Annotated in this window: 19 protein-coding genes and 1 other annotated feature; of the genes, 17 read left to right on the forward strand and 2 right to left on the reverse strand. The window is 37.5% G+C overall.

Annotated features, from left to right (window positions below; genetic code table 11):
- Window positions 1-222 precede the first annotated feature (222 nt).
- The 4 genes from clpX (at window position 223) to yihA (ending at window position 6,368) form a co-directional block, all read left to right on the forward strand.
- Complete coding sequence (clpX, locus tag JFT89_RS25845) at window positions 223-1,482, forward strand: ATP-dependent protease ATP-binding subunit ClpX (RefSeq protein WP_000472285.1); 1,260 nt, start codon at window positions 223-225, stop codon at window positions 1,480-1,482.
- Window positions 1,483-1,588: 106 nt separating this feature from the next.
- On the forward strand, window positions 1,589-3,259 hold the full coding sequence (gene lonB, locus JFT89_RS25850) for an ATP-dependent protease LonB (protein WP_002034202.1): 1,671 nt from the start codon (window positions 1,589-1,591) through the stop codon (window positions 3,257-3,259).
- A gap of 185 nt (window positions 3,260-3,444) precedes the next feature.
- Window positions 3,445-5,775 (forward strand): endopeptidase La, encoded by a 2,331-nt coding sequence (gene lon, locus JFT89_RS25855; protein ID WP_002192456.1) that lies wholly within the window; start codon window positions 3,445-3,447, stop codon window positions 5,773-5,775.
- Window positions 5,772-6,368, forward strand: coding sequence for a ribosome biogenesis GTP-binding protein YihA/YsxC (gene yihA / locus JFT89_RS25860; protein WP_002088829.1), 597 nt, complete (start codon window positions 5,772-5,774; stop codon window positions 6,366-6,368). Before lon ends, yihA begins: the two co-directional genes overlap by 4 nt.
- 33 nt (window positions 6,369-6,401) lie before the next feature.
- Here the strand turns inward: yihA and JFT89_RS25865 are convergent, their stop codons facing one another.
- Together JFT89_RS25865 and JFT89_RS25870 are read right to left on the reverse strand one after the other, a co-directional pair.
- Window positions 6,402-6,818, reverse strand: a complete 417-nt coding sequence (locus JFT89_RS25865) for an organic hydroperoxide resistance protein (protein ID WP_002015349.1) — start codon at window positions 6,816-6,818, stop codon at window positions 6,402-6,404.
- A gap of 2 nt (window positions 6,819-6,820) precedes the next feature.
- Complete coding sequence (locus JFT89_RS25870; RefSeq protein WP_002015350.1) at window positions 6,821-7,273, reverse strand: MarR family winged helix-turn-helix transcriptional regulator; 453 nt, start codon at window positions 7,271-7,273, stop codon at window positions 6,821-6,823.
- Window positions 7,274-7,691: 418 nt separating this feature from the next.
- On the opposite strand from JFT89_RS25870, the gene hemA reads away from it, so the two are divergent.
- The 13 genes from hemA (at window position 7,692) to radC (ending at window position 23,152) form a co-directional block, all read left to right on the forward strand.
- Window positions 7,692-9,023 (forward strand): glutamyl-tRNA reductase, encoded by a 1,332-nt coding sequence (gene hemA, locus JFT89_RS25875; RefSeq protein WP_002015353.1) that lies wholly within the window; start codon window positions 7,692-7,694, stop codon window positions 9,021-9,023.
- Between the two features lie 17 nt (window positions 9,024-9,040).
- The gene (locus tag JFT89_RS25880) at window positions 9,041-9,874 is read left to right on the forward strand and encodes a cytochrome c biogenesis protein (protein ID WP_002015354.1); all 834 of its coding nucleotides are present in this window, start codon (window positions 9,041-9,043) and stop codon (window positions 9,872-9,874) included.
- 15 nt (window positions 9,875-9,889) lie between these two features.
- Entirely contained in the window at window positions 9,890-10,819 is a 930-nt protein-coding gene (gene hemC / locus JFT89_RS25885; RefSeq protein ID WP_002034194.1) for a hydroxymethylbilane synthase, read from the forward strand.
- A 2-nt stretch (window positions 10,820-10,821) separates the two neighbouring features.
- Window positions 10,822-11,574, forward strand: coding sequence for a uroporphyrinogen-III synthase (gene hemD / locus JFT89_RS25890; protein ID WP_201040904.1), 753 nt, complete (start codon window positions 10,822-10,824; stop codon window positions 11,572-11,574).
- Window positions 11,575-11,594: 20 nt separating this feature from the next.
- Window positions 11,595-12,584, forward strand: a complete 990-nt coding sequence (gene hemB, locus JFT89_RS25895; RefSeq protein ID WP_002067374.1) for a porphobilinogen synthase — start codon at window positions 11,595-11,597, stop codon at window positions 12,582-12,584.
- Window positions 12,584-13,873, forward strand: a complete 1,290-nt coding sequence (gene hemL / locus JFT89_RS25900; protein WP_002138492.1) for a glutamate-1-semialdehyde 2,1-aminomutase — start codon at window positions 12,584-12,586, stop codon at window positions 13,871-13,873. The genes hemB and hemL overlap by 1 nt, the downstream gene beginning before the upstream one ends.
- A 79-nt stretch (window positions 13,874-13,952) precedes the next feature.
- Window positions 13,953-14,960, forward strand: coding sequence for a stage VI sporulation protein D (spoVID, locus tag JFT89_RS25905; RefSeq protein WP_181777885.1), 1,008 nt, complete (start codon window positions 13,953-13,955; stop codon window positions 14,958-14,960).
- A 72-nt stretch (window positions 14,961-15,032) separates the two neighbouring features.
- Window positions 15,033-16,058 (forward strand): spore coat protein YsxE, encoded by a 1,026-nt coding sequence (gene ysxE, locus JFT89_RS25910; protein ID WP_002088823.1) that lies wholly within the window; start codon window positions 15,033-15,035, stop codon window positions 16,056-16,058.
- Window positions 16,059-16,192: 134 nt separating this feature from the next.
- Window positions 16,193-16,424 (forward strand) — a binding site (T-box leader).
- 38 nt (window positions 16,425-16,462) lie between these two features.
- Complete coding sequence (locus tag JFT89_RS25915) at window positions 16,463-19,108, forward strand: valine--tRNA ligase (RefSeq protein WP_016096067.1); 2,646 nt, start codon at window positions 16,463-16,465, stop codon at window positions 19,106-19,108.
- Window positions 19,109-19,202: 94 nt separating this feature from the next.
- Window positions 19,203-20,504, forward strand: coding sequence for a bifunctional folylpolyglutamate synthase/dihydrofolate synthase (locus JFT89_RS25920; protein WP_002067379.1), 1,302 nt, complete (start codon window positions 19,203-19,205; stop codon window positions 20,502-20,504).
- Between the two features lie 164 nt (window positions 20,505-20,668).
- Window positions 20,669-21,631, forward strand: a complete 963-nt coding sequence (locus JFT89_RS25925; protein WP_201040905.1) for a stage II sporulation protein B — start codon at window positions 20,669-20,671, stop codon at window positions 21,629-21,631.
- A 217-nt stretch (window positions 21,632-21,848) separates the two neighbouring features.
- Complete coding sequence (locus JFT89_RS25930) at window positions 21,849-22,424, forward strand: Maf family protein (protein ID WP_002067382.1); 576 nt, start codon at window positions 21,849-21,851, stop codon at window positions 22,422-22,424.
- Window positions 22,425-22,474: 50 nt separating this feature from the next.
- The gene (gene radC / locus JFT89_RS25935; RefSeq protein WP_002088819.1) at window positions 22,475-23,152 is read left to right on the forward strand and encodes a DNA repair protein RadC; all 678 of its coding nucleotides are present in this window, start codon (window positions 22,475-22,477) and stop codon (window positions 23,150-23,152) included.
- The last annotated feature ends 118 nt before the right edge of the window (window positions 23,153-23,270 follow it).

Raw genomic sequence — 23,270 nt, forward strand, 5'->3', positions numbered from 1 at the left:
ATATAGAAATATATTTATAAAACTTTTCGATGAAGAAGGAAAAGTGCCTTTGTAAGTCGAATATACATATTTCAAAAGTTTTAAAATTTTTTTATTTGTACATAACTAGTCATATTATTTGTATTTCTCGCTACGTAGTGACATAATATGTATTTACATACGATACATTTATCGTGTACATACGAAGGCAAGAGGTTAGCACTTTGTAAGGGGTGTGAAAATATGTTTAAATTTAATGATGAAAAAGGTCAATTAAAATGTTCTTTCTGTGGTAAAACACAAACGCAAGTTCGAAAGTTAGTTGCAGGTCCAGGTGTTTACATTTGTGACGAGTGTATCGAGCTTTGTACTGAAATTGTACAAGAGGAGCTTGCGAAGGACGAAGAAGTAGAATTCAAAGATGTACCGAAACCGGTAGAAATTCGTGAAATCTTAGATGAGTATGTCATCGGACAAGATAACGCGAAAAAAGCACTAGCGGTAGCGGTATATAACCATTACAAACGCATTAATTCTAACAGCAAAATTGATGATGTAGAATTAGCGAAGAGTAATATTTCACTTATTGGGCCAACTGGTAGTGGTAAAACATTATTGGCACAAACATTAGCGCGTATTTTAAATGTTCCATTTGCAATCGCGGACGCAACATCTTTAACAGAAGCTGGATACGTTGGGGAAGATGTAGAAAACATCTTACTAAAACTAATTCAAGCGGCTGATTACGATGTAGAAAAAGCGGAAAAAGGAATTATTTATATTGATGAGATTGATAAAGTGGCACGTAAGTCTGAAAATCCATCAATTACACGTGATGTATCTGGTGAAGGTGTACAGCAGGCACTTCTGAAAATTTTAGAAGGTACTGTAGCAAGCGTTCCACCTCAAGGTGGTCGTAAGCACCCGCATCAAGAGTTTATTCAAATTGATACAACGAACATCCTATTCATTTGTGGTGGAGCGTTTGATGGCATCGAGCCTATTATTAAACGTCGCCTTGGTGAGAAAGTAATTGGATTTGGTGCTGAGAAGAAAAATGCTGATGTAAATGAGAAGCATGTTTTATCTCACGTTTTACCAGAGGATCTTTTAAGATTCGGTTTAATTCCGGAGTTTATCGGTCGTCTTCCAGTTATTGCGAACCTAGAGCCGCTTGATGAAGATGCTCTTGTAGATATTTTAACTAAACCGAAAAATGCACTTGTTAAGCAATTCCAAAAATTATTGGAGCTTGACGATGTTGAGTTAGAGTTTGAAGAAGGTGCACTAGTTGAGATTGCGAAAAAAGCAATTGAACGTAAAACAGGTGCTCGTGGACTTCGTTCTATTATTGAAGGCTTGATGCTTGATGTAATGTTCGAACTTCCATCTCGCAAAGATATCGAGAAGTGTATTCTTACGAAAGAAACAGTAGCTGATAATGAACCACCGAAATTGGTGTTACAAGACGGTACTGTACTTGATACAAAAACATCTGCATAATGCGAAGAAGAAACAGCAATTTTTATAATTGCTGTTTTTCTTTATGTTTAGCACTATTCCTCCCAGGAAATACTAAAAGGTAAAACATAGCGGGAGGAAATGAATTATGAGCTGGACAAATATATTTTTACTTGTTCAACTTGTTTTTGGCGTAATTGTCGGATTGTATTTTTGGCATTTACTTCGAAATCAGCGAACACAAAAAGTTTCAATTGATCGAGAATCGAAAAAAGAATTAGAGCAGCTTCGTAAAATGCGTGAGGTTTCTTTAACAGAGCCGCTTGCGGAAAAGGTACGTCCTACATCCTTTATAGACATTGTAGGGCAAGAAGACGGGATTAAGTCGTTAAAAGCGGCTCTTTGTGGTCCTAATCCGCAACATGTGATCATATACGGTCCGCCAGGTGTCGGAAAGACAGCGGCAGCACGCCTTGTATTAGAAGAAGCGAAACGAAATCCGAAATCTCCATTTCGTACAAATGCAACATTTATCGAACTTGATGCGACGACAGCTAGGTTTGATGAGCGTGGTATTGCGGATCCATTAATTGGTTCAGTGCATGATCCTATTTATCAAGGAGCAGGTGCAATGGGACAAGCGGGTATCCCGCAACCGAAAAAAGGAGCTGTAACAGATGCGCATGGTGGTATTTTGTTCATTGATGAGATTGGTGAATTACATCCAATTCAAATGAATAAAATGCTAAAGGTGTTAGAAGATCGGAAAGTATTTTTGGAAAGTGCGTATTATAGTGAAGAAAATTCGATGATTCCAACGTATATACATGATATTTTTCAAAAAGGTTTACCTGCAGATTTTCGCTTAGTTGGTGCAACGACACGTTCACCAGAGGAAATTCCTCCTGCAATTAGGTCGCGTTGTTTAGAAGTTTTCTTCCGTGAGTTAGATACAGAAGAAATTCAAAAAGTAGCGAAAAATGCAGCTGACAAAGTGGAGATGCAAGTAGGTGAGAACGGTATCGAAATGATTGGAATGTATGCAAGAAATGGGCGAGAAGCAATTAATCTCGTGCAAATTTCTGCTGGTATGGCGATAAATGAAGAACGACCTTTCATTAAAGATGAAGATATTGAGTGGGTTGTTCATTCTAGTCAGCTTACACCAAAGTACGAAAAACGTATTTATCCAATTCCGAGAATTGGTCTTGTGAACGGGCTTGCTGTATATGGGCCGAATACAGGTGCGTTATTAGAAATTGAGGTAACAGCTATTCCTGCGAAAGATAAAGGATCAGTAAATGTCACTGGAATTGTGGAAGAGGAAAGTATTGGAAATCAAACGAAATCAATCCGTCGTAAAAGTATGGCGAAAGGTTCTGTTGATAATGTGTTAACAGTACTTCGTTCTCTAGATGTGTTGCCGGAAGGGTATGATATACATATTAATTTTCCTGGTGGTATCCCGATTGATGGTCCTTCAGCAGGTATTGCTATGGCAACAGGTGTCTATTCAGCAGTGCATCGTACGTATGTGAATAATGAAGTAGCGATGACAGGTGAGATAAGTATCCACGGAGAAGTGAAGCCTATTGGTGGTGTGTACGCAAAAATAAAAGCTGCGAAAAAAGCGGGAGCTAAGAAAGTCATCATTCCGGCTGAAAACATGCAACCATTTTTGTATACAATAAAGGGAATTGAGATTATTCCTGTTCGCAAATTAAAAGAAGTATTTGAATTAACATTTATGCAGGAAAATATGCATCGTGAGCTTGATGCACATAATGATTTGGACGAAACAGATGCACAATCAATGTGAGAATATACAATAATAAAAATTTGCCAGACTTCGTTTAAGTTTGTATGCTTAAGCGGAGTCTTTTTTCTTTTCGTGAGGCACAAAAAAACAGGGGATTAACAATTGCGAAGAATCTCTGCAATTGCATCTAGATGTATTGTAATATAAAATAGTTGAACAGGAGTTTAATTTATTATGGAGGTGCTATGTCTAGTATGAATACGAATGAAAGAATTGTGCCCCTCCTACCATTAAGAGGCATTCTCGTATATCCAACGATGGTTCTGCATCTTGATGTAGGACGTGATAAATCGATACAAGCACTAGAGCAGGCGGCAATGGATGAAAATATCATCTTTTTAGCAATGCAAAAAGAAATGAATATCGACGATCCGAAAGAAGATGACATATATAGTGTAGGTACAGTGGCGAAAGTGAAGCAAATGTTAAAATTGCCGAACGGTACGCTTCGTGTCCTTGTAGAAGGTTTACATAGAGCAGAAGTAGTAGAGTTTATCGAAGAAGAAAATGTGGTACAAGTTTCTATTAGAACAGTAACTGAAGAAGTAGAAGATGATTTGGAAGAGAAGGCTCTTATGCGTACGTTACTGGAGCATTTCGAACAATATATTAAAGTTTCGAAAAAAGTTTCAAATGAAACATTTGCAACGGTAGCTGATGTAGAAGAACCGGGAAGACTAGCTGATTTAATTGCTTCTCACTTACCGATTAAAACGAAGCAGAAACAAGAGATTTTAGAGATTGTATCTGTGAAAGAGCGACTACATACACTTATTTCAATTATTCAAGATGAACAAGAGTTACTTAGCCTAGAAAAGAAAATTGGACAAAAAGTGAAACGTTCAATGGAGCGCACGCAAAAAGAATATTTCTTACGTGAGCAAATGAAGGCGATTCAAACTGAACTTGGTGATAAAGAAGGCAAGGGCGGGGAAGTTGAAGAACTTCGTGAGAAAATTGAACAGTCGGGAATGCCTGAAGAAACAATGAAGGCTGCACTGAAAGAATTAGATCGTTATGAAAAATTACCTGTAAGTTCTGCTGAGAGTGGTGTCATTCATAATTATATTGATTGGTTATTAGCTCTCCCATGGACAACAGCAACAGAGGATATGATTGACCTCACTCATTCGGAAGAAATTTTAAATAAAGATCATTACGGTCTTGAAAAAGTGAAAGAGCGAGTACTTGAATATTTAGCTGTACAGAAGTTAACGAATTCATTAAAAGGGCCAATTCTTTGTCTAGTAGGACCTCCTGGGGTTGGGAAAACTTCGTTAGCACGTTCTATTGCAACATCGTTAAACCGTAATTTTGTACGTGTTTCTCTTGGTGGTGTGCGTGATGAATCTGAAATTCGTGGTCACCGTCGTACATATGTAGGAGCGATGCCAGGACGTATTATTCAAGGTATGAAAAAGGCGAAAACAGTTAATCCAGTCTTCTTATTAGATGAGATTGATAAAATGTCTAACGATTTCAGGGGAGACCCATCAGCGGCGTTACTTGAAGTATTAGATCCAGAGCAAAACCATAACTTCAGTGATCATTACATTGAAGAGCCATATGATTTATCGAAAGTTATGTTCGTTGCAACTGCTAATACACTTGCAAGTGTTCCGGGCCCATTGCTTGACCGTATGGAAATCATTTCAATTGCTGGTTATACAGAACTTGAAAAGGTGCACATTGCTCGTGAGCATTTATTGCCGAAACAATTAAAAGAGCATGGCCTACGAAAAGGTAATTTGCAAGTACGTGATGAAGCGCTTCTTGAAATTATTCGTTATTATACACGCGAGGCTGGTGTTCGTACGTTAGAGCGTCAAATTGCAAAAGTTTGCCGTAAAGCAGCAAAAATTATCGTTACAGCAGAACGCAAGCGCATTGTTGTAACAGAGAAAAATATTGTTGATTTACTTGGTAAGCATATATTCCGTTATGGTCAAGCTGAAAAAACAGACCAAGTTGGTATGGCAACAGGTTTAGCTTACACAGCAGCGGGCGGCGATACACTTGCAATTGAAGTGTCTGTAGCGCCAGGAAAAGGGAAATTAATTTTAACAGGGAAACTTGGGGATGTTATGAAAGAATCCGCACAAGCCGCGTTTAGCTATATTCGTTCTCGTGCAGAAGAACTTCATATTGATCCGGATTTCCATGAGAAAAACGATATTCATATTCATGTTCCAGAAGGAGCAGTTCCAAAAGATGGACCATCAGCAGGTATTACGATGGCAACGGCACTTATTTCTGCACTAACAGGTATTCCTGTAAGTAAAGAAGTTGGTATGACAGGTGAAATTACACTTCGTGGTCGTGTATTACCGATTGGTGGTTTGAAAGAAAAAACATTAAGTGCTCACCGCGCGGGATTAACAAAAATTATTTTACCGGCGGAAAATGAGAAAGATTTAGATGATATTCCAGAGAGCGTAAAAGAAAACCTTACGTTTGTGCTTGCATCTCATTTAGACGAAGTATTGGAGCACGCATTAGTAGGAGTGAAACAATGAAAGTAACAAAAGCAGATATTGTAATTAGTGCCGTTAAACCGGAACAATATCCAGACAGTGATTTACCAGAAATTGCCTTAGCAGGTCGTTCTAATGTCGGGAAGTCTTCCTTTATTAATAAAATTTTAAATCGTAAAAAGTTAGTACGTATTTCTTCTAAACCAGGAAAAACGCAAACGCTGAACTTTTTCTTAATCAATGAAATGATGCATTTTGTTGACGTTCCAGGTTATGGATATGCGAAAGTATCTAAAACAGAGCGCGCGGCATGGGGCAGAATGATTGAAACTTACTTTACAACACGTACGCAACTAGACGCAGCTGTATTAGTAGTTGATTTACGTCACCAACCAACAAAAGATGACATTATGATGTATGATTTCTTAAAGCATTATGAAATCCCAACAATTATTATTGCAACGAAAGCCGATAAAATTCCGAAAGGGAAATGGCAAAAGCATTTAAAAGTTGTAAAAGAAACGCTTGCTGTTGAAATTGGCGATGAAATCGTTCTATTCTCTTCTGAAACAGGACTTGGAAAAGAAGAAGCATGGAAAGCAATTCATAAAATGACAAAAACAAAAAACGCGTGACGAATGTCGCGCGTTTTTTTATTTACTAAACTTTTAGCGTACGTTTAATGTAACTTCAATATTTCCTCTTGTTGCTTTAGAGTAAGGACATACACCGTGAGCGGCTTCTACAAGTTCTTGTGCTTCGGCATGAGAAACACCAGCAACATGTACGTCAAGTACAGCAGATAGTCCGAAACCACCATCTGTATCTTTACCGATAGAAACGTGTGCAGTCACTTCTGTACTTTCCACCTTCATACGTTTTGTACGAATTACAAGTTGCAATGCACTATCAAAGCAAGCTGCATAACCAGCTGCAAATAATTGTTCTGGATTTGTTGCTTCTCCGCCTGCGCCACCTAGTGCTTTTGGCATTTTTACATCAAGATTTAATATGCCATCATCTGAAACTACCTTACCGTTTCTTCCACCTGTTGCTGTTACTGAAGCAGTATATAATTTATCCATGTTTATTCCCCTTTTCTGTCATTAATTTTTTTCATTGTTTCAATTAATGTGTTTAATTGGATTAATAAAGAATGATATTCTTGCTCTGTAATTCCTAAATTTGTAGCCATCGTTGTTGGTAATGAACAAGCTATTTCTTTTAAATCTTTACCTTGTTCTGTTAATTCAATACAAACTTTTCGCTCGTCTTCTTTTGAACGAACACGTTGTACAAGTTTTAATGATTCCATACGTTTTAACATAGGTGTTAAAGTACCAGAATCTAAAAATAGACGTTCTCCAATTTCTTTTACTGTTAGTCCGTCTTGTTCCCAGAGTACGAGTAAAGTAATGTACTGGGGATACGTAATGCCCATTTCTTCTAAATAGGGGCGGTAAAAACGGGTAACCTCTCTAGAACAAGCGTAAATAGAAAAACAAAGTTGGTTATCTAGATGCAAAGGATTTTCTTTCATAGGCAACTCCTTGTATTTTTTAAATTGTGCACAATTTAATTTTGTAAAACCAATATAACGAAAAAGAAATACAATGTCAAATGCATTGCATCGAGAAAGTGAGTACTATATTTTGGAACAATCATACATATTTTCCTTCATGATGAAAGAAGATAGAAAAGATGATGTTATAATTAATATGGAATAGTTTCCATCACTTGATTATGAGGACTTTTTTTGGTAACGTACAAATAGAGTTATTATTTTATAATTATTATAAAGTAGAAAGTTCTTTATCAGTCTTACTGAAGCTCCTTTATTACATATGGAGAATAAATAAAAAATAATCAGTTGTTCACACGATTGTCAGATTCATAAGAGGAAAGTTGTATTATGATAGTAGATAAAGTGATAAAACGGGTGAAGGGGGACATGCTGCGTGCATATTCTTGTTGTTAGTGTAAATTATCGAACAGCCCCTGTAGAATTTCGTGAGAAACTCACATTTCAGGCAGCAGAGCTAGAGCAAGCAATGACTATATTACAAAACCAAAAGAGCGTGCTAGAAAATGTCATTGTATCAACTTGTAATCGCACTGAGATTTACGCTGTTGTCGATCAATTACACACGGGACGGTATTACATTAAGAAGTTTTTAGCTGATTGGTTTCAGCTTGAAATAGAAGAAGTCGCACCATACTTGTCTATTTTTGAACAAGATGGCGCAATAGATCATTTATTCCGCGTAACGTGCGGTTTGGATTCTATGGTTGTTGGAGAGACGCAAATTTTAGGTCAAATAAAAGATAGCTTTTTAGAAGCACAACAAGTAAAAGCGACAGGTACAATTTTTAATGAGTTGTTTAAGCAAGTGGTTACGTTAGCAAAACGTGCGCACTCAGAAACAACGATTGGTGAAAGTGCGATGTCTGTTAGTTATGCTGCTGTTGAGCTCGGAAAGAAAATATTTGGCGATTTAACAGATTGTCATGTACTTATTCTTGGTGCGGGTAAGATGGGTGAACTTGCACTGCAAAACTTATACGGAAGTGGAGCTCGTAAAGTAACGGTTATGAATAGGACGCTTACGAAAGCGGAAGTGATGGCTGAGAAATATATGGGACATGCAAAGCCTTTAAGTGAATTGCAATGTGCATTATTAGAAGCGGATATTTTAATTAGTTCAACGGGTGCATCAGAATATGTCATTACGAAAGAAATGATGACAAAAGTAGAGAGAATGCGCTCTGGTCGTCCGTTATTTATGGTTGATATTGCAGTACCACGTGATATTGATCCTGCGATTGATGAATTAGAAGGCTCTTTCTTATATGATATCGACGATCTGCAGGGTGTAGTTGAAGCAAACCGTGCTGAACGTTTAAAAGAAGCAGAGAAAATTCAATTTATGATTGAAGAGGAAATGGTTTTATTTAAAACTTGGTTAAGTACGCTTGGTGTTGTACCGTTAATATCAGCTCTTCGTGATAAAGCGCTAGCAATTCAAAGTGATACGATGGAAAGTCTTGAGCGAAAAATACCAAACCTTAGTGATCGTGAGAAAAAAGTAATTAGTAAACATACGAAAAGTATTATTAACCAATTGTTAAAGGACCCAATTTTAGTAGCTAAAGAATTAGCTGTTGAAGAGGGAGCCGGCGAAAAATTAGCTTTATTTGCGAAGATTTTTGATTTAGAAGTGGAAGAAGCGGGAAATACGGAAGAAGTAGAACATAAAAGAGCGTGGACACCATCCGTTCCATCTTTATAACTTGGAAGGATGATCGGATGAGTTTTTTAAATAACAGTATTATTTATCATATTGCAATTATTTTATATGCTTGTAGCATTAGTTTATATTTTATAGATTATTTTCAAAGTAACCGAAAGGCGAACCGCTTTGCTTTTTGGTTACTTTCGATTGTATGGGTTCTGCAGTCTATCTTTATGTTGCTTAGGGCTACAGATTCAGAAACGAATCCTATTTTAACTTTATTATCAGGGATTTATTTTTATGTTTGGTTATTGATTACGATGTCATTAGTCATTAATCGATTTATGCGTATTGACTTTTTAGTCTTTTTTACAAATGTTGTAGCATTTGGCGTAAGCGCTTTTTCTATTTTTACACCGCTCGGGAAGATGTCGCCAGTACTTGCAGAGCAATTAGTTTCAGAACTTGTATACGTGCATGTCGGTATGGCGATTATTTCTTATGCAACGTTTACTGTATCGTTTATTTTTTCTATTATGTATTTATTGCAATACCGACTATTAAAAAAGAAAAAGTGGAATGCGAGATTAAGAAGATTAGGAAATTTGCCGAAGCTTGAATCTATGTCTTACGGATTAAATTTATTTTCTGTTCCGTTTTTCTTATTAGCAATTATATTAGGATGCATATGGGGATATACAAAATTGGATAATTTCCATTGGTATGATACGAAAGTAATTGGGTCTTTTGTCGTTCTATTTGTATATTGCGTGGGCTTATATTTACGAGCGGCAGATGTGTTGCAAGGTAAGAAAATTGTGCAGTGGAATATCGGGGCATTTCTCGTAATGCTAGTTAACATTTTTCTATTAAGCAGTTTATCTAATTTCCACTTTTGGTATTTATAATGAGGAGAGAGAATTATGCGCAAAATTATTGTAGGTTCACGAAAGAGTAAACTAGCATTAACACAAACTAATTGGTTTATTGATCAATTAAAAGCGCTTGGTTTACCATATGAATTTGAAGTGAAAGAAATCGTCACAAAAGGTGATGTTATTTTAGATGTTACTCTTTCAAAAGTAGGCGGAAAAGGTTTATTTGTAAAGGAAATTGAACATGCGTTACTTACGAAAGAAATTGATATGGCTGTACATAGTATGAAAGATATGCCAGCTGTACTTCCAGATGGATTAACGATTGGTTGTACGCCAAAGCGCGTTGACCCTCGTGATGCTTTTATTTCTAAAAACGGAGAATCGTTTAAAGACTTAGCAGAAGGTGCGATCTTAGGAACGAGTAGTTTGAGACGTAGTGCACAACTACTAGCTGCGAGACCAGATTTACAAGTGAAATGGATTCGCGGGAATATCGATACACGCTTACGTAAGTTAAAAGATGAAGATTACGATGCAATTATTTTAGCGACAGCTGGATTACAGAGAATGGGCTGGGACGGAGAAGTTATTACAGAACATTTAGATGAAACGTTATGTGTACCAGCCGTAGGACAAGGTGCATTAGCGATTGAATGTCGTGAGGATGATACGGATTTACTTCAGTTGTTAGCGCATATTAATGATGCAGTAACAGAAAGAACAGTGGCTGCTGAACGAGTATTTCTTCATAAACTTGAAGGTGGATGCCAAGTTCCAATCGCTGGATATGCAACTCTTAAAGAAAATGATGCAATCGAATTAACAGCGCTTGTCGGTTCTATGGACGGTTCTGTTTTATTGAAAGAGATAGTAGTAGGTAATGATCCGAAGCAAGTTGGATTAGAGGCTGCGGACCGTTTAATTAAACAAGGAGCAAAAGAGCTCATCCTTGCTGCAAATAAGGAGCAACAATAAATATGAACGCTCTCGCTGGCAAAACAGTATTGATTACACGTGCCCAGCACCAAGCGAAACAAATGAGTGTAGCAGTGAAAGAAAGGAGCGGAATTCCATTGGAAATTCCGCTTTTGCGTATGGAAGGTACGTCTCATAGGCAAATTCAACATATAGCAGGGCAGCTACATTCGTATGACTGGGTTATTTTCACGAGTAAAAATGGTGTAGCTTTTTTTCTAGATAGTTTGAGAAAGAAGCTCCCCGGACCGATTAAAATTGCTGCGGTAGGCGTGAAAACAAAATTAGAGTTAGAAAAAAGGGGCTATCAAGTTCATTTTGTTCCGACCTCGTTTGTTGCAGAAACATTTGCCGAAGAGTTTCTAAAAGAATTAAGTGGAAACGAGCGTATTTTATTTCCGAAAGGGAATTTAGCAAGAGATGTAATCCCGGTTAAACTTAGGGAGTTTGGTGTTTTTCTAGATGAGTTAATTGTATATGGTACGAAGGTGAATGTAGAGAAAAAACAAGAACTTATAACAGCATTGAAATTAGGGGAAGTAAATATTATTACATTTACGAGCCCTTCAACTGTTGATAGTTTTGTTCGTTTACTTGAGGGTACAAACTGGAGAGAATGGACGGAAAAATGTACAATTGCTTGTATAGGGCCTATTACGGAAAAAGAGGCGAACCTCTATTTTCCACATGTTATTGTGCCAAAAGAGTACACTGTAGAAGCATTGCTGCAATGCATTTGTGAATCTATAAAATAAAAGAATGGGGATAGAAATCTATGAATTCTTTACAATTTAATCGTCATCGTCGTCTAAGACAAAGCGGGGGCATGCGTGCACTTGTGCGTGAAACATTTTTACATACAGAAGATTTTATTTACCCTATTTTTGTATTAGAAGGAGAAAATACTCGTAATGAAGTTCCTTCTATGCCAGGCGTATATCAAATGTCTTTAGATTTATTGCAAGCTGAAATGCAAGAGGTCGTTGATTTAGGTATTCGTTCTGTTATTGTATTTGGTTTACCTGCTGAAAAGGACGAAGTTGGATCATCGGCATATTGTGAGCATGGAATTGTACAGCGTGCAATTAAGCAAATTAAAGATGAGTTCCCAGAGCTAGTAGTAGTTGCAGATACATGTTTATGTCAATTTACAAGCCATGGTCATTGCGGTGTTATTGAAGATGGCGTTATTTTAAATGATGAGTCTCTTGCAGCTCTTGCAAAAACAGCTGTAAGTCAAGCGGAAGCAGGGGCGGACATTATTGCACCATCTAACATGATGGACGGATTCGTAACGGCGATTCGCCATGCATTAGATGAAAATGGTTTTGCGCACGTACCAGTTATGTCGTACGCTGTGAAATATTCATCAGCATTTTACGGACCGTTCCGTGATGCAGCACATGGTGCACCGCAGTTTGGTGACCGTAAAACATATCAAATGGATCCAGCGAACCGTATGGAAGCATTCCGTGAAGCAGAATCAGATGTAATGGAAGGGGCCGACTTCTTAATTGTAAAGCCAGCTCTTTCTTATCTAGATATCGTTCGTGATGTGAAAAATAACTTTAACTTACCAGTCGTTGCTTATAACGTAAGTGGTGAATATTCGATGATTAAAGCAGCGGCACAAAATGGTTGGATTAATGAAAAAGAAGTTGTACTTGAGAAATTAATTAGCATGAAACGCGCAGGAGCAGACTTGATTATTACGTATCATGCAAAAGATGCAGCAAGATGGTTACAAGAAGGAGGCGCTAAATAATGAAAAAATTTGATAAGTCGATTGCGGCGTTTGAAGAGGCTCAAAATTTAATGCCTGGAGGCGTAAACAGCCCTGTTCGTGCTTTTAAGTCTGTTGGTATGAATCCGCTGTTTATGGAGCGCGGAAAAGGCTCTAAAGTATATGATATCGATGGGAATGAATACATCGATTACGTATTATCGTGGGGACCTTTAATTCATGGTCATGCCAATGATCGTGTTGTTGAGGCTTTAAAAGCTGTTGCTGAAAAAGGAACAAGCTTTGGTGCACCAACAGAAATTGAAAATAAATTAGCGCAGCTTGTTATCGAGCGTGTACCATCAATTGAGATTGTGCGTATGGTTAACTCTGGAACAGAGGCGACAATGAGTGCACTACGTTTAGCTCGTGGTTACACTGGACGTAACAAAATTTTGAAATTCATTGGTTGTTATCACGGTCATGGTGATTCTTTATTGATTAAAGCAGGTTCGGGTGTAGCAACGCTAGGTTTACCAGATAGCCCTGGTGTACCAGAAGGTGTAGCGAAAAATACAATTACAGTAGCGTATAACGATTTAGAAAGTGTAAAATATGCTTTCGAACAATTCGGTGATGACATCGCTTGTATAATTGTAGAACCAGTGGCAGGGAATATGGGTGTTGTTCCTCCTCAACCAGGGTTTTTAGAAGGACTTCGTGAAGTGACAGAGCAAAACGGTGCACTGCTTATTTTTGATGAAGTAATGACAGGATTCCGTGTAGCTTATAACTGTGGACAAGGTTACTACGGTGTAACTCCTGACTTAACTTGTTTAGGTAAAGTAATCGGTGGTGGCTTGCCGGTAGGAGCATACGGTGGGAAGGCAGAGATTATGCGTCAAGTTGCACCAAGCGGACCGATTTACCAAGCTGGAACATTATCGGGTAATCCACTTGCAATGACAGCAGGTTATGAAACGTTAGTGCAGTTAACGCCAGAATCATATGTGGAATTTGAGCGTAAAGCAGAAATATTAGAGGCTGGACTACGTAAGGCAGCTGAAAAGCATAATATCCCGCATCATATTAATCGTGCAGGTTCTATGATTGGTATTTTCTTTACGGATGAGCAAGTTATTAATTATGATGCAGCAAAATCTTCAAACTTAGAATTCTTTGCAGCTTACTATCGTGAAATGGTAGAACAAGGTGTATTTTTACCACCTTCTCAATTTGAAGGTTTATTCTTATCAACAGCACATAGTGATGCAGATATTGAGGCGACAATTGCAGCGGCCGAAATTGCAATGTCAAAATTAAAAGCATAATTTCTTAGAGAAAATCGCTTTCCATTAGGGGAGCGATTTTTTTTATTCATAAAGTAGCCTTAGGGAACATAAATCTGTAATGACATATAGTTTGGGAGGGGGAAAAGAAGTGGCAACAGATCATTCATTACGATTTTCATTAAAAGAATCTGTTTGGTTCCAGAAGGGACAGGAAGTCGAAGAACTTTTGTCAATTTCGTTAGATCCAGACGTTGAGATAGAGGAGCTCGATCATGAAGTTATCGTGAGGGGGCAATTAGATTTAACGGGAGAGTACGTTGCAAGGCAAGATGATTCAGCTTATTCATTAAGAGAGCTATCACCAGCAAAGGCAATTGATTATGTAGAAACAAGGGGAGACGGGGTTAATGAGCTTGTCCATTCCTTTCCGCTCGAAATATCAATTCCAAGAAATCGAGTGAAAGTAATTGAAGAATTATATGTATCAATCGAGGAATTTGATTATGAATTAAAGGAAAATGGTTGCTTACAACTATTAGCGGATATATCTATTACAGGCTTATGTGATGAGGAAAGAACCGAGGATGAAGAGGAAGAGACGGTGTATGCTGAGTTGGAAGCTGATTCAGCTGAAGAGGATGAAAGTAGACCTGTGCTGCACGAAGAGGTACCAGTCTATAAAGAATCAGATGGATGGGAAGATTATGCATTTGAACCGTTTCAGCTAGAGGAAAGAAAAGAGCAAGAAATAGAAGAAGAGGCATTAGAAGAACATGAACTTGTGGAGCGTGAAGAGGAGCAAGAAAAGACGCCACAATTTGAATTGTTCGGGCGGAAAAATTTCAAGAAAGAAAAAGCGAAAAAGCAGGAAGAGCCAGAGGAAGAAGCATATTCACAGCGAGATGAAAATGCACTTTATTTAACGAAATTATTTACGAAAGAACCAGAAGAAGAATTTACGAAGTTAAGAATGTACTTCGTACAAGAAGGAGATACAATTGAATCGGTTGCAGAACGTTATGAAACGACTGTACAAAGCTTATATCGTGTAAATCAATCAGAAGATATATATTTAACTACAGGGCAAATTATATATATTCCTGTTTCAAAAGCAACAGTGAAATAAGTGAGTGAGTTTTTTCACTCACCTCTTTTCTTTTCCTAGAAGCTATGTTTTGAATAAGAAAGGGTTATTCGTATGGATATTGAATTACGAAATCGCTATGAACCCATTGTGAGGCAATATAGATTGGACACTCAGCATATGGAAGAGCACGGAAGTGTAATGAAAATTTATACGAATCAAGGTCCGTATGCGTTAAAGAAAATACAAGATAGAAAATTAGAGCGGAATAATTTTTTACACCATATTCAATATTTGAAGGAGAAAGGTTTTTCGAATTATGTACCTATCTATCACACGACGGACGGGAATTATGTTTTAAGTGATGGGGCGTATAGCTATTATTTAATGCCTTGGTTAGAACGTGCGGAAGGAAACGGCGAAGATAATGATCAATACCATAAGATGTTTCAAACGCTCGGGACGTTGCATCAAAAAACGGTGAAAGAGGAGACTTATACAGAAGAAGATTTAGAAAAACATTATACAAATATATCCGACCGTTGGGAAAATGATGGCGAGATATTAGAAGAGTTTCTCATAGAATCTGAAGCGAAGTGGTATATGTCTCCATTTGAATTACAATATTGTACGTATTATCACCACGTTATGAGAGCACGTGAGTTCGCAACGAAACAATTAAGTGAATGGCATGATGCAATGAAAGAAAAGGAAAAAACACGTACTACTTTCGTTCATGGAAATGTATCGCTTAATCACTTTTTATTTGATTATGAACGAAACGGTTATTTTATTAGCTTAGAAAAGTCTCAGTTTGCTACACCGGTACAGGATATCGTCAGCTTTTATTCAAGGTCTTTGAACACATATCCAATTGCGCGGAGCGACCGCTTTGAATGGTATCAAATGTATCAAAAAAATTTTCCATTTACGAAAGAGGAGCAGCTTCTTATGTTTGCGTATATGACGTACCCGTCGCATTTTATTCGGCAAATTCAGTCGTATACGAAAAGAAGAAAGAGTCGTAATGAAGAAAATGAGCTTCGCGGGGTGAAAATTCTGCAGCAATCGCATTGGCTCATTAGTAATACAGAATATTTCCTTTCGCAATTACAAGCTGCCCAGCAAGGGAACGGATAAAGAAGATAAGTAGGGAGAACCCTGCTTATCTTTTTTTATTAGTTCCATAAAGAGATAAAAGCCGTAGTTTCAAATTTATCTTGACGAATAAGGTTTCGTTTTTTACACTATTGTATATAATAATTAACAATCACATAAATGCATTGAAGGGGAAGAGTATAACATGAAACGTCTTCAGAGAGGGGAACCATTGGCTGGGAGGTTCTCTAGATAGTTATGTTAGAAGGTAGCCCTGGAGCATCTTTTCTGAACGGAATGATTCTTATTAGGAAAAGACGGATTTGTCCGTTATCAAATTAAGAGTATAAGCAAATTCTGAATTTGTTTGTAAATAAAGGTGGTACCGCGATGTCCCTCGTCCTTTTTTGGATGAGGGGCATTTTTTATTTTAAGGAGGGAAAATAATGTCAAACACGGAAAATAATTTACCAACTAAATATGATCATATGTCCGTTGAAGAAGGCCTTTACAAGTGGTGGCTTGAAGGCAAATATTTCGAAGCAACAGGAGATGAGAAGAAACAACCATATACAATTGTAATTCCACCTCCGAACGTAACTGGTAAGTTACACTTAGGTCACGCTTGGGATACGACGCTTCAAGATATTTTAACTCGTACAAAGCGTATGCAAGGTTACGATGTATTATGGCTTCCAGGAATGGATCATGCTGGTATCGCAACGCAAGCGAAAGTAGAAGGGAAACTTCGTGAAGAAGGTATTTCACGTTACGATCTTGGTCGTGAGAAATTCCTTGAAAAAGCTTGGGAATGGAAAGAAGAATACGCTTCTCACATTCGTCAACAATGGGGGAAAGTTGGTTTAGGACTAGACTATTCTCGTGAACGCTTCACATTAGACGAAGGTTTATCTAACGCTGTTAATAAAGTATTCGTTCAATTATATGAAAAAGACTTAATTTACCGCGGTGAGTATATCATTAACTGGGATCCAGCAACACGCACAGCTCTTTCTGATATTGAAGTAATTCATAAAGAAGTTCAAGGTGCATTCTACCATATGAACTATCCGCTAACAGACGGTTCTGGTCACATTCGCCTTGCAACTACTCGTCCAGAAACAATGCTTGGTGATACAGCGGTAGCAGTTCATCCAGAAGATGATCGCTACAAACATTTAATCGGAAAAACAGTTACACTTCCAATCGTAGGCCGAGAGATTCCGATTATTGCTGATGAATACGTAGAAAAAGACTTCGGAACAGGCGTTGTGAAAATTACACCAGCTCATGACCCGAATGACTTTGAAGTAGGTAACCGTCATGACTTACCACGTATTTTAGTAATGAACGAAGATGGAACGATGAACGAAAAAGCTGGTAAGTATAACGGTATGGATCGTTTCGAATGCCGTAAAGAGTTAGTGAAAGACTTACAAGAAGCTGGCGTATTAGTAGAAATCGAGCCTCATATGCACTCAGTAGGTCATAGTGAGCGTAGCGGTGCAGTTGTTGAGCCTTATTTATCAACACAATGGTTCGTAAAAATGGCTCCACTTGCAGAAAAAGCGGTAGAACTTCAACAAAAAGAAGAAGAAAAAGTAACGTTCGTACCAGAGCGTTTTGAAAACACATACTTACGCTGGATGGAAAACATTCATGACTGGTGTATTTCTCGTCAATTATGGTGGGGACACCGCATTCCAGCTTGGTATCATAAAGAAACTGGTGAAGTATACGTAGGTACAGAAGCGCCAGCAGATCTTGAAAACTGGAATCAAGATAATGACGTGCTTGATACATGGTTCAGTTCAGCATTATGGCCATTCTCAACACTTGGCTGGCCGAATGAAGATGCAGCAGACTTTAAAAAGTTCTATTCAACAGATGCTTTAGTAACTGGTTATGATATCATCTTCTTCTGGGTATCTCGTATGATTTTCCAAGGTTTAGAGTTTACAGGAGAGCGTCCATTTAAAGATGTATTAATTCACGGTTTAGTTCGTGATGAGCAAGGACGTAAAATGAGTAAATCTCTTGGTAACGGTATTGATCCGATGGATGTTATCGAGAAGTACGGTGCAGATGCGATGCGTTACTTCTTATCAACAGGAAGTGCACCAGGTCAAGATTTACGTTTCAGCATGGAAAAAGTAGAATCTACTTGGAACTTCATTAATAAAATTTGGAACGCATCACGTTTCGTATTAATGAACATGGATGACATGAAGTATGAAGAAATCGATTTAACTGGTGAAAAATCAGTTGCAGATAAGTGGATTTTAACTCGCTTAAACGAAACAATCGAAAGTGTAACACGTAACATGGATAAATATGAGTTCGGTGAAGCTGGTCGTTCATTATACAACTTCATTTGGGATGATTTCTGTGACTGGTACATTGAGATGGCGAAACTTCCACTATACGGTGAAGATGAAGCAGCTAAGAAAACAACTCGTTCGATTTTAGCTTACGTATTAGACCAAACAATGCGTCTATTACATCCATTCATGCCATTTGTAACAGAGAAAATTTGGCAGCATTTACCGCATGAAGGCGAGTCTATTACAGTAGCAGCATGGCCAACAGTTCGCGAAGATTTACAAGATAAAGAAGCGGCAGCAGAAATGCACCTTCTAGTTGATATCATTCGCTCTGTTCGTAACATCCGTGCGGAAGTAAATACGCCAATGAGCAAAAAAGTTCAAATGCAAATTAAAGCAAAAGACGAGGCAGTACTAGCCCAGCTTACGAAAAACAGCTCTTACATTGAGCGTTTCTGTAACCCAAGTGAACTAACAATTAAGATTGATTTACAAGCGCCAGAAAAAGCGATGACTGCAATCGTATCAGGTGCAGAGTTATTCTTACCGTTAGCTGATCTTATCAATCTTGATGAAGAGAAAGCGCGTCTTGAAAAAGAACTTGAGAAGTTCGGTAAAGAAGTAGAACGTGTACAGAAGAAACTTTCAAACCAAGGATTCGTAGCGAAAGCTCCTGCAGAAGTTATTGACGGAGAGCGTGCGAAAGAGCAAGATTATCTAGAAAAACGCGAAGCGGTTCGTCAACGTCTAGCGGATCTTGAGAAATAAAAATGTTTTTCAGAGACTCACTATATTGGTGAGTCTCTTTTCTTTGCGTATAATAGAAGTATGAAGGTTGTCTTTTGAAAGGGGAATAACACACGTGATACATACATACGAAGAAGCGATAAACTGGATTCATAGCCGATTGAAATTTGGGATAAAACCAGGGCTAGAAAGAATGCAATGGATGTTAGAAGAACTCGGAAATCCAGAGCGTCATATAAAATGTGTTCATCTAGCCGGCACAAATGGAAAAGGTTCAACTTTAACATACATGCGCTACATGTTAGAAGGTGCGAAATATAAAGTAGGATCGTTTACATCGCCTTACATAGAAACATTCAATGAACGTATTAGTGTAAACGGAATACCGATTGCAGATGAAGAGATTGCAGAACTTGTAAATATGGTAAAGCCAGTCGTTGAAAAATTAGATGAGACGGATTTAGGAGAAGCGACTGAGTTTGAAATTATTACAGTAATGGCAATTTATTATTTCGGTAAAGTTAATTTCTGTGATGTCGTTTTATTTGAAACGGGGCTTGGGGGAAGATTTGATTCTACAAATGTTATTCATCCGGTTCTCACGATTATTACGAATATCGGTCACGATCATATGCATATTTTAGGCAATACACTAGGAGAAATTGCATATGAAAAGGCAGGGATTATTAAGTCTGGTGTTCCAGTTATTACTGGTGTGAAAAATGAAGAAGCATTGCAAGTAATTCAAAAGGTTGCTAAGGAAAATCATGCAAGCTTATATGAACTTGGAAAACAGTTTACAACACTACATAAACATTCTAATAAAGATGGGGAACACTTTGATTTTGATTGTCCATTTGCCTCGTTTGAAAATGTTCGGATTTCAATGAAAGGTATTCACCAAGTAGGCAATGCAGCACTAGCGCTTATGGCAGTAATGTATTTAAAAACATATTTATCATTTTTAATTGATGAAGAGGAAATAAAAGTTGGCTTACAAGAAGCATACTGGATTGGTCGATTTGAAAAGTTACAAAGTAATCCAGATATTATAATAGATGGTGCTCATAATCCAGAAGGTATTGAAAGTCTTGTAAAAACAGTAGAGGCACATTATAAAAAGAAGAATGTAATAGTTTTATTTACTGCTCTTGGTGACAAACAGTTACATAACATGGTAGGGCAATTAGAAAAAGTTGCTGATGAAATAATATTTACGACGTTTGCCTTTGATCGTGCCATTTCTGCTGACAAGCTTGCATCGTATTCACAACAAGAGTCAAAATTAGTTTTTGAAGATTGGAAAGAGGCAATTGATACAAAGGTTGACATGATAGGAGAACATGATGTTTTAATCATAACAGGTTCTTTGTATTTCATTTCCGAAGTTAGAAAATATATTCGCGAGAAAAACTAGATAGTCTTTGCTATCTAGTTTTTTGTTCTACAAATGAAGTCAAATGCATACATATAAGATAATAATATAGGGTTATTTGACGAATTCCTCTGACAAATATCTCGTTTTTTTGTGAAATGAATATGATATGATGCGGACAATGACAAGAGGTGAGGTGTGAGTGTATGGACAAGCAATCACGAACGATCTCGGTGAAAGTAAATGGAACAGAGGCGAAGTATGAGGAAAAAAAGAAGGATGAGTTTGACTGGATGGTAGCAGAAAGTGAGAGACCGAAAAATGTCGTTCCGTTTCAAAAAGCGAAATCAGTATCTATGGAAAAATATCGAAAGAAGTGGAGCAATACAATAATCGCAATCGTTGCAACTGCAATAATTATTGGTACTGCATTTGGGATGGGTATGATTCATTTATTAACTGGACAAGGGACGACAGGAGAAGGTAAGGTAACGGCTTCGAAGCAGGCAGGTAATGAGGAACAAAAGGTGGGTGGAACGGCAGAACAAACACCAACACCGAAAGAGGAAAAACCAAAAGCACAGGTAGGAACGTCATTAGACCCAATGAAACTATTTTTCGTTCAAGGAGGGCTTTATTCCTCTGAAGAAAAAGGACAGGCTGCTATTGAAGAGTGGAAAAGTAATGGGGGCGTAGCTACTTTGAAACCGAGTGGTGATAAGTATGCGTTAGTTGTTGCTATTACGAGCGATGAACAGGCTGTTAATCAATTAATAGATCATTATAAGCAAGATGGTGTTTCAGTTTTGAAAAAAAATTGGGATATTACAGATAAAGCATTGCTCAAAAATGATAAAGAAGTAGGAATGTTTTTAGCGAAAGTGCAGCCATTATATACTCATTTAGCAAAATATGTGTCCAGCGTACAAACTAGTGGAAAAAGTAATCCAAAAGATATAGAAGCGATTCAAAAAGAGTGGAAAGCTATGGAAAAGGAAGGGAAGAGTATGAAGCGTGAAGATGCAAAGAAGCTTTATACGTATACGTCAATAGCGGTGCAAACGATTAAGGAAGGGAAGAGCGATAAGGAATCTATAGCTAAATTAAATCAAGTTATTATTGATGGATTACTTTCGTACGAAAAAATGGTTTCACAAAAAGTAAAATAATAAGATAATGATGAAGGGGAAAGAAGTACATATACTTCTTTCTTTTCTTTTGAATTTAGAGCAAAGTGCTTTCTGTATGGGCAGAATATAATCGTATTTAAAAAGAACTATTATTTTGTTTAGAGAAAATGATATTTTTAGAATTTGTGGGGAAACTATTCCTTTGATACGATTGATTTGAATTATTCTGCTTCATGCAAGAAGGGAAGGAGAAAATATGAGGAAAATTATTTTAGCTTCAGGATCACCTAGGAGGAAGGAACTGCTTGAATTAGCTGATGTGCCATTTGAAATCGTTGTTAGTGAAGTAGAAGAGACGATTGGTGCATATTCATCACCTTCTGATATTGTTATGTCGCTTGCTTTGCAAAAAGCATCTGCTGTGGCAGAAAATCATAGTGATCACGTTGTATTAGGTGCAGATACAATTGTTACATATGATTCACGTATTCTTGGAAAGCCGTCTAATGAGGCTGAGGCGAAAGAAATGCTACAATTATTATCAGGGAAAACACACGAAGTATACACAGGTGTTGCAATTATATCGAAAGAAAAAACGGTAACTTTTTATGAACGTACAGAAGTAACATTTTGGGGATTAACAGAAGAAGAAATAGACGTATACGTTGCATCGAAGGAACCACTTGATAAGGCAGGAAGCTATGGAATTCAAGGTAAAGGGTCTATTTTTGTTCAACATATTCAAGGGGACTACTACAGTGTAGTTGGCTTGCCAATTGCGCGTCTTGTCCGTGAATTAAAACAGTTTGATAGCGATGTAACCCATGCGTAAAATTGCATGGGGTTTTCTTTAGGAGAAATCGTAAAAAAAGGGGTGGAGAGATGAACGGTATTCGTGATGTTGTGAGAGAAGAACAGCCACGGGAGCGTTTATTGTTAGAAGGAGCAGGAAGTTTATCGAATCGAGAACTTCTTGCAGTTTTACTCAGAACGGGTTCTAAAGAAGAAACGGTGTTAACGTTATCAGATAATATTCTACATCATTTTGACGGCTTACGAATGTTAAAGGATGCAACGTTAGAAGAGATGATGAGCATTCATGGTGTTGGGGTTGCAAAGGCGTCGCAGCTTATGGCTGCTTTTGAATTAGGTAGAAGAATGGTACGTTTAGAATATCAAAATAGATATAGTATTCGAAGTCCAGAAGATTGTGCGAGTTATATGATGGAAGAGATGCGTTTTTTGCAACAGGAGCATTTTGTTTGTTTATATTTGAATACGAAAAATCAAGTTATACATAGGCAAACTATTTTTATTGGAAGTTTAAATACGTCGATTGTGCACCCAAGGGAAGTTTTTAAAGAAGCGTTCCGTCGGGCAGCAGCCTCTATTATATGTCTTCATAACCATCCCTCAGGAGATCCGGCGCCGAGCCGTGAAGATATTGAAGTTACAAAACGATTAGTAGAATGTGGTCGAATTATCGGAATTGAAGTACTTGATCATATCATAATAGGTGACCATAAATTCGTGAGTTTAAAGGAAAAAGGTCATATTTAAGACTATTCTTTTTACTTATTTTGTTTTATAATGTGATTTATGAGTTTTTTGTAGAAAATTATCTACAAAAAGGATGCAGATATAAAAAAACGTACTGTTTTTATAAATATAAAGTAAG

The sequence above is a fragment of the Bacillus sp. TH25 genome (assembly GCF_016650935.1).
Classification (GTDB): Bacteria; Bacillota; Bacilli; order Bacillales; family Bacillaceae_G; genus Bacillus_A; species Bacillus_A mycoides.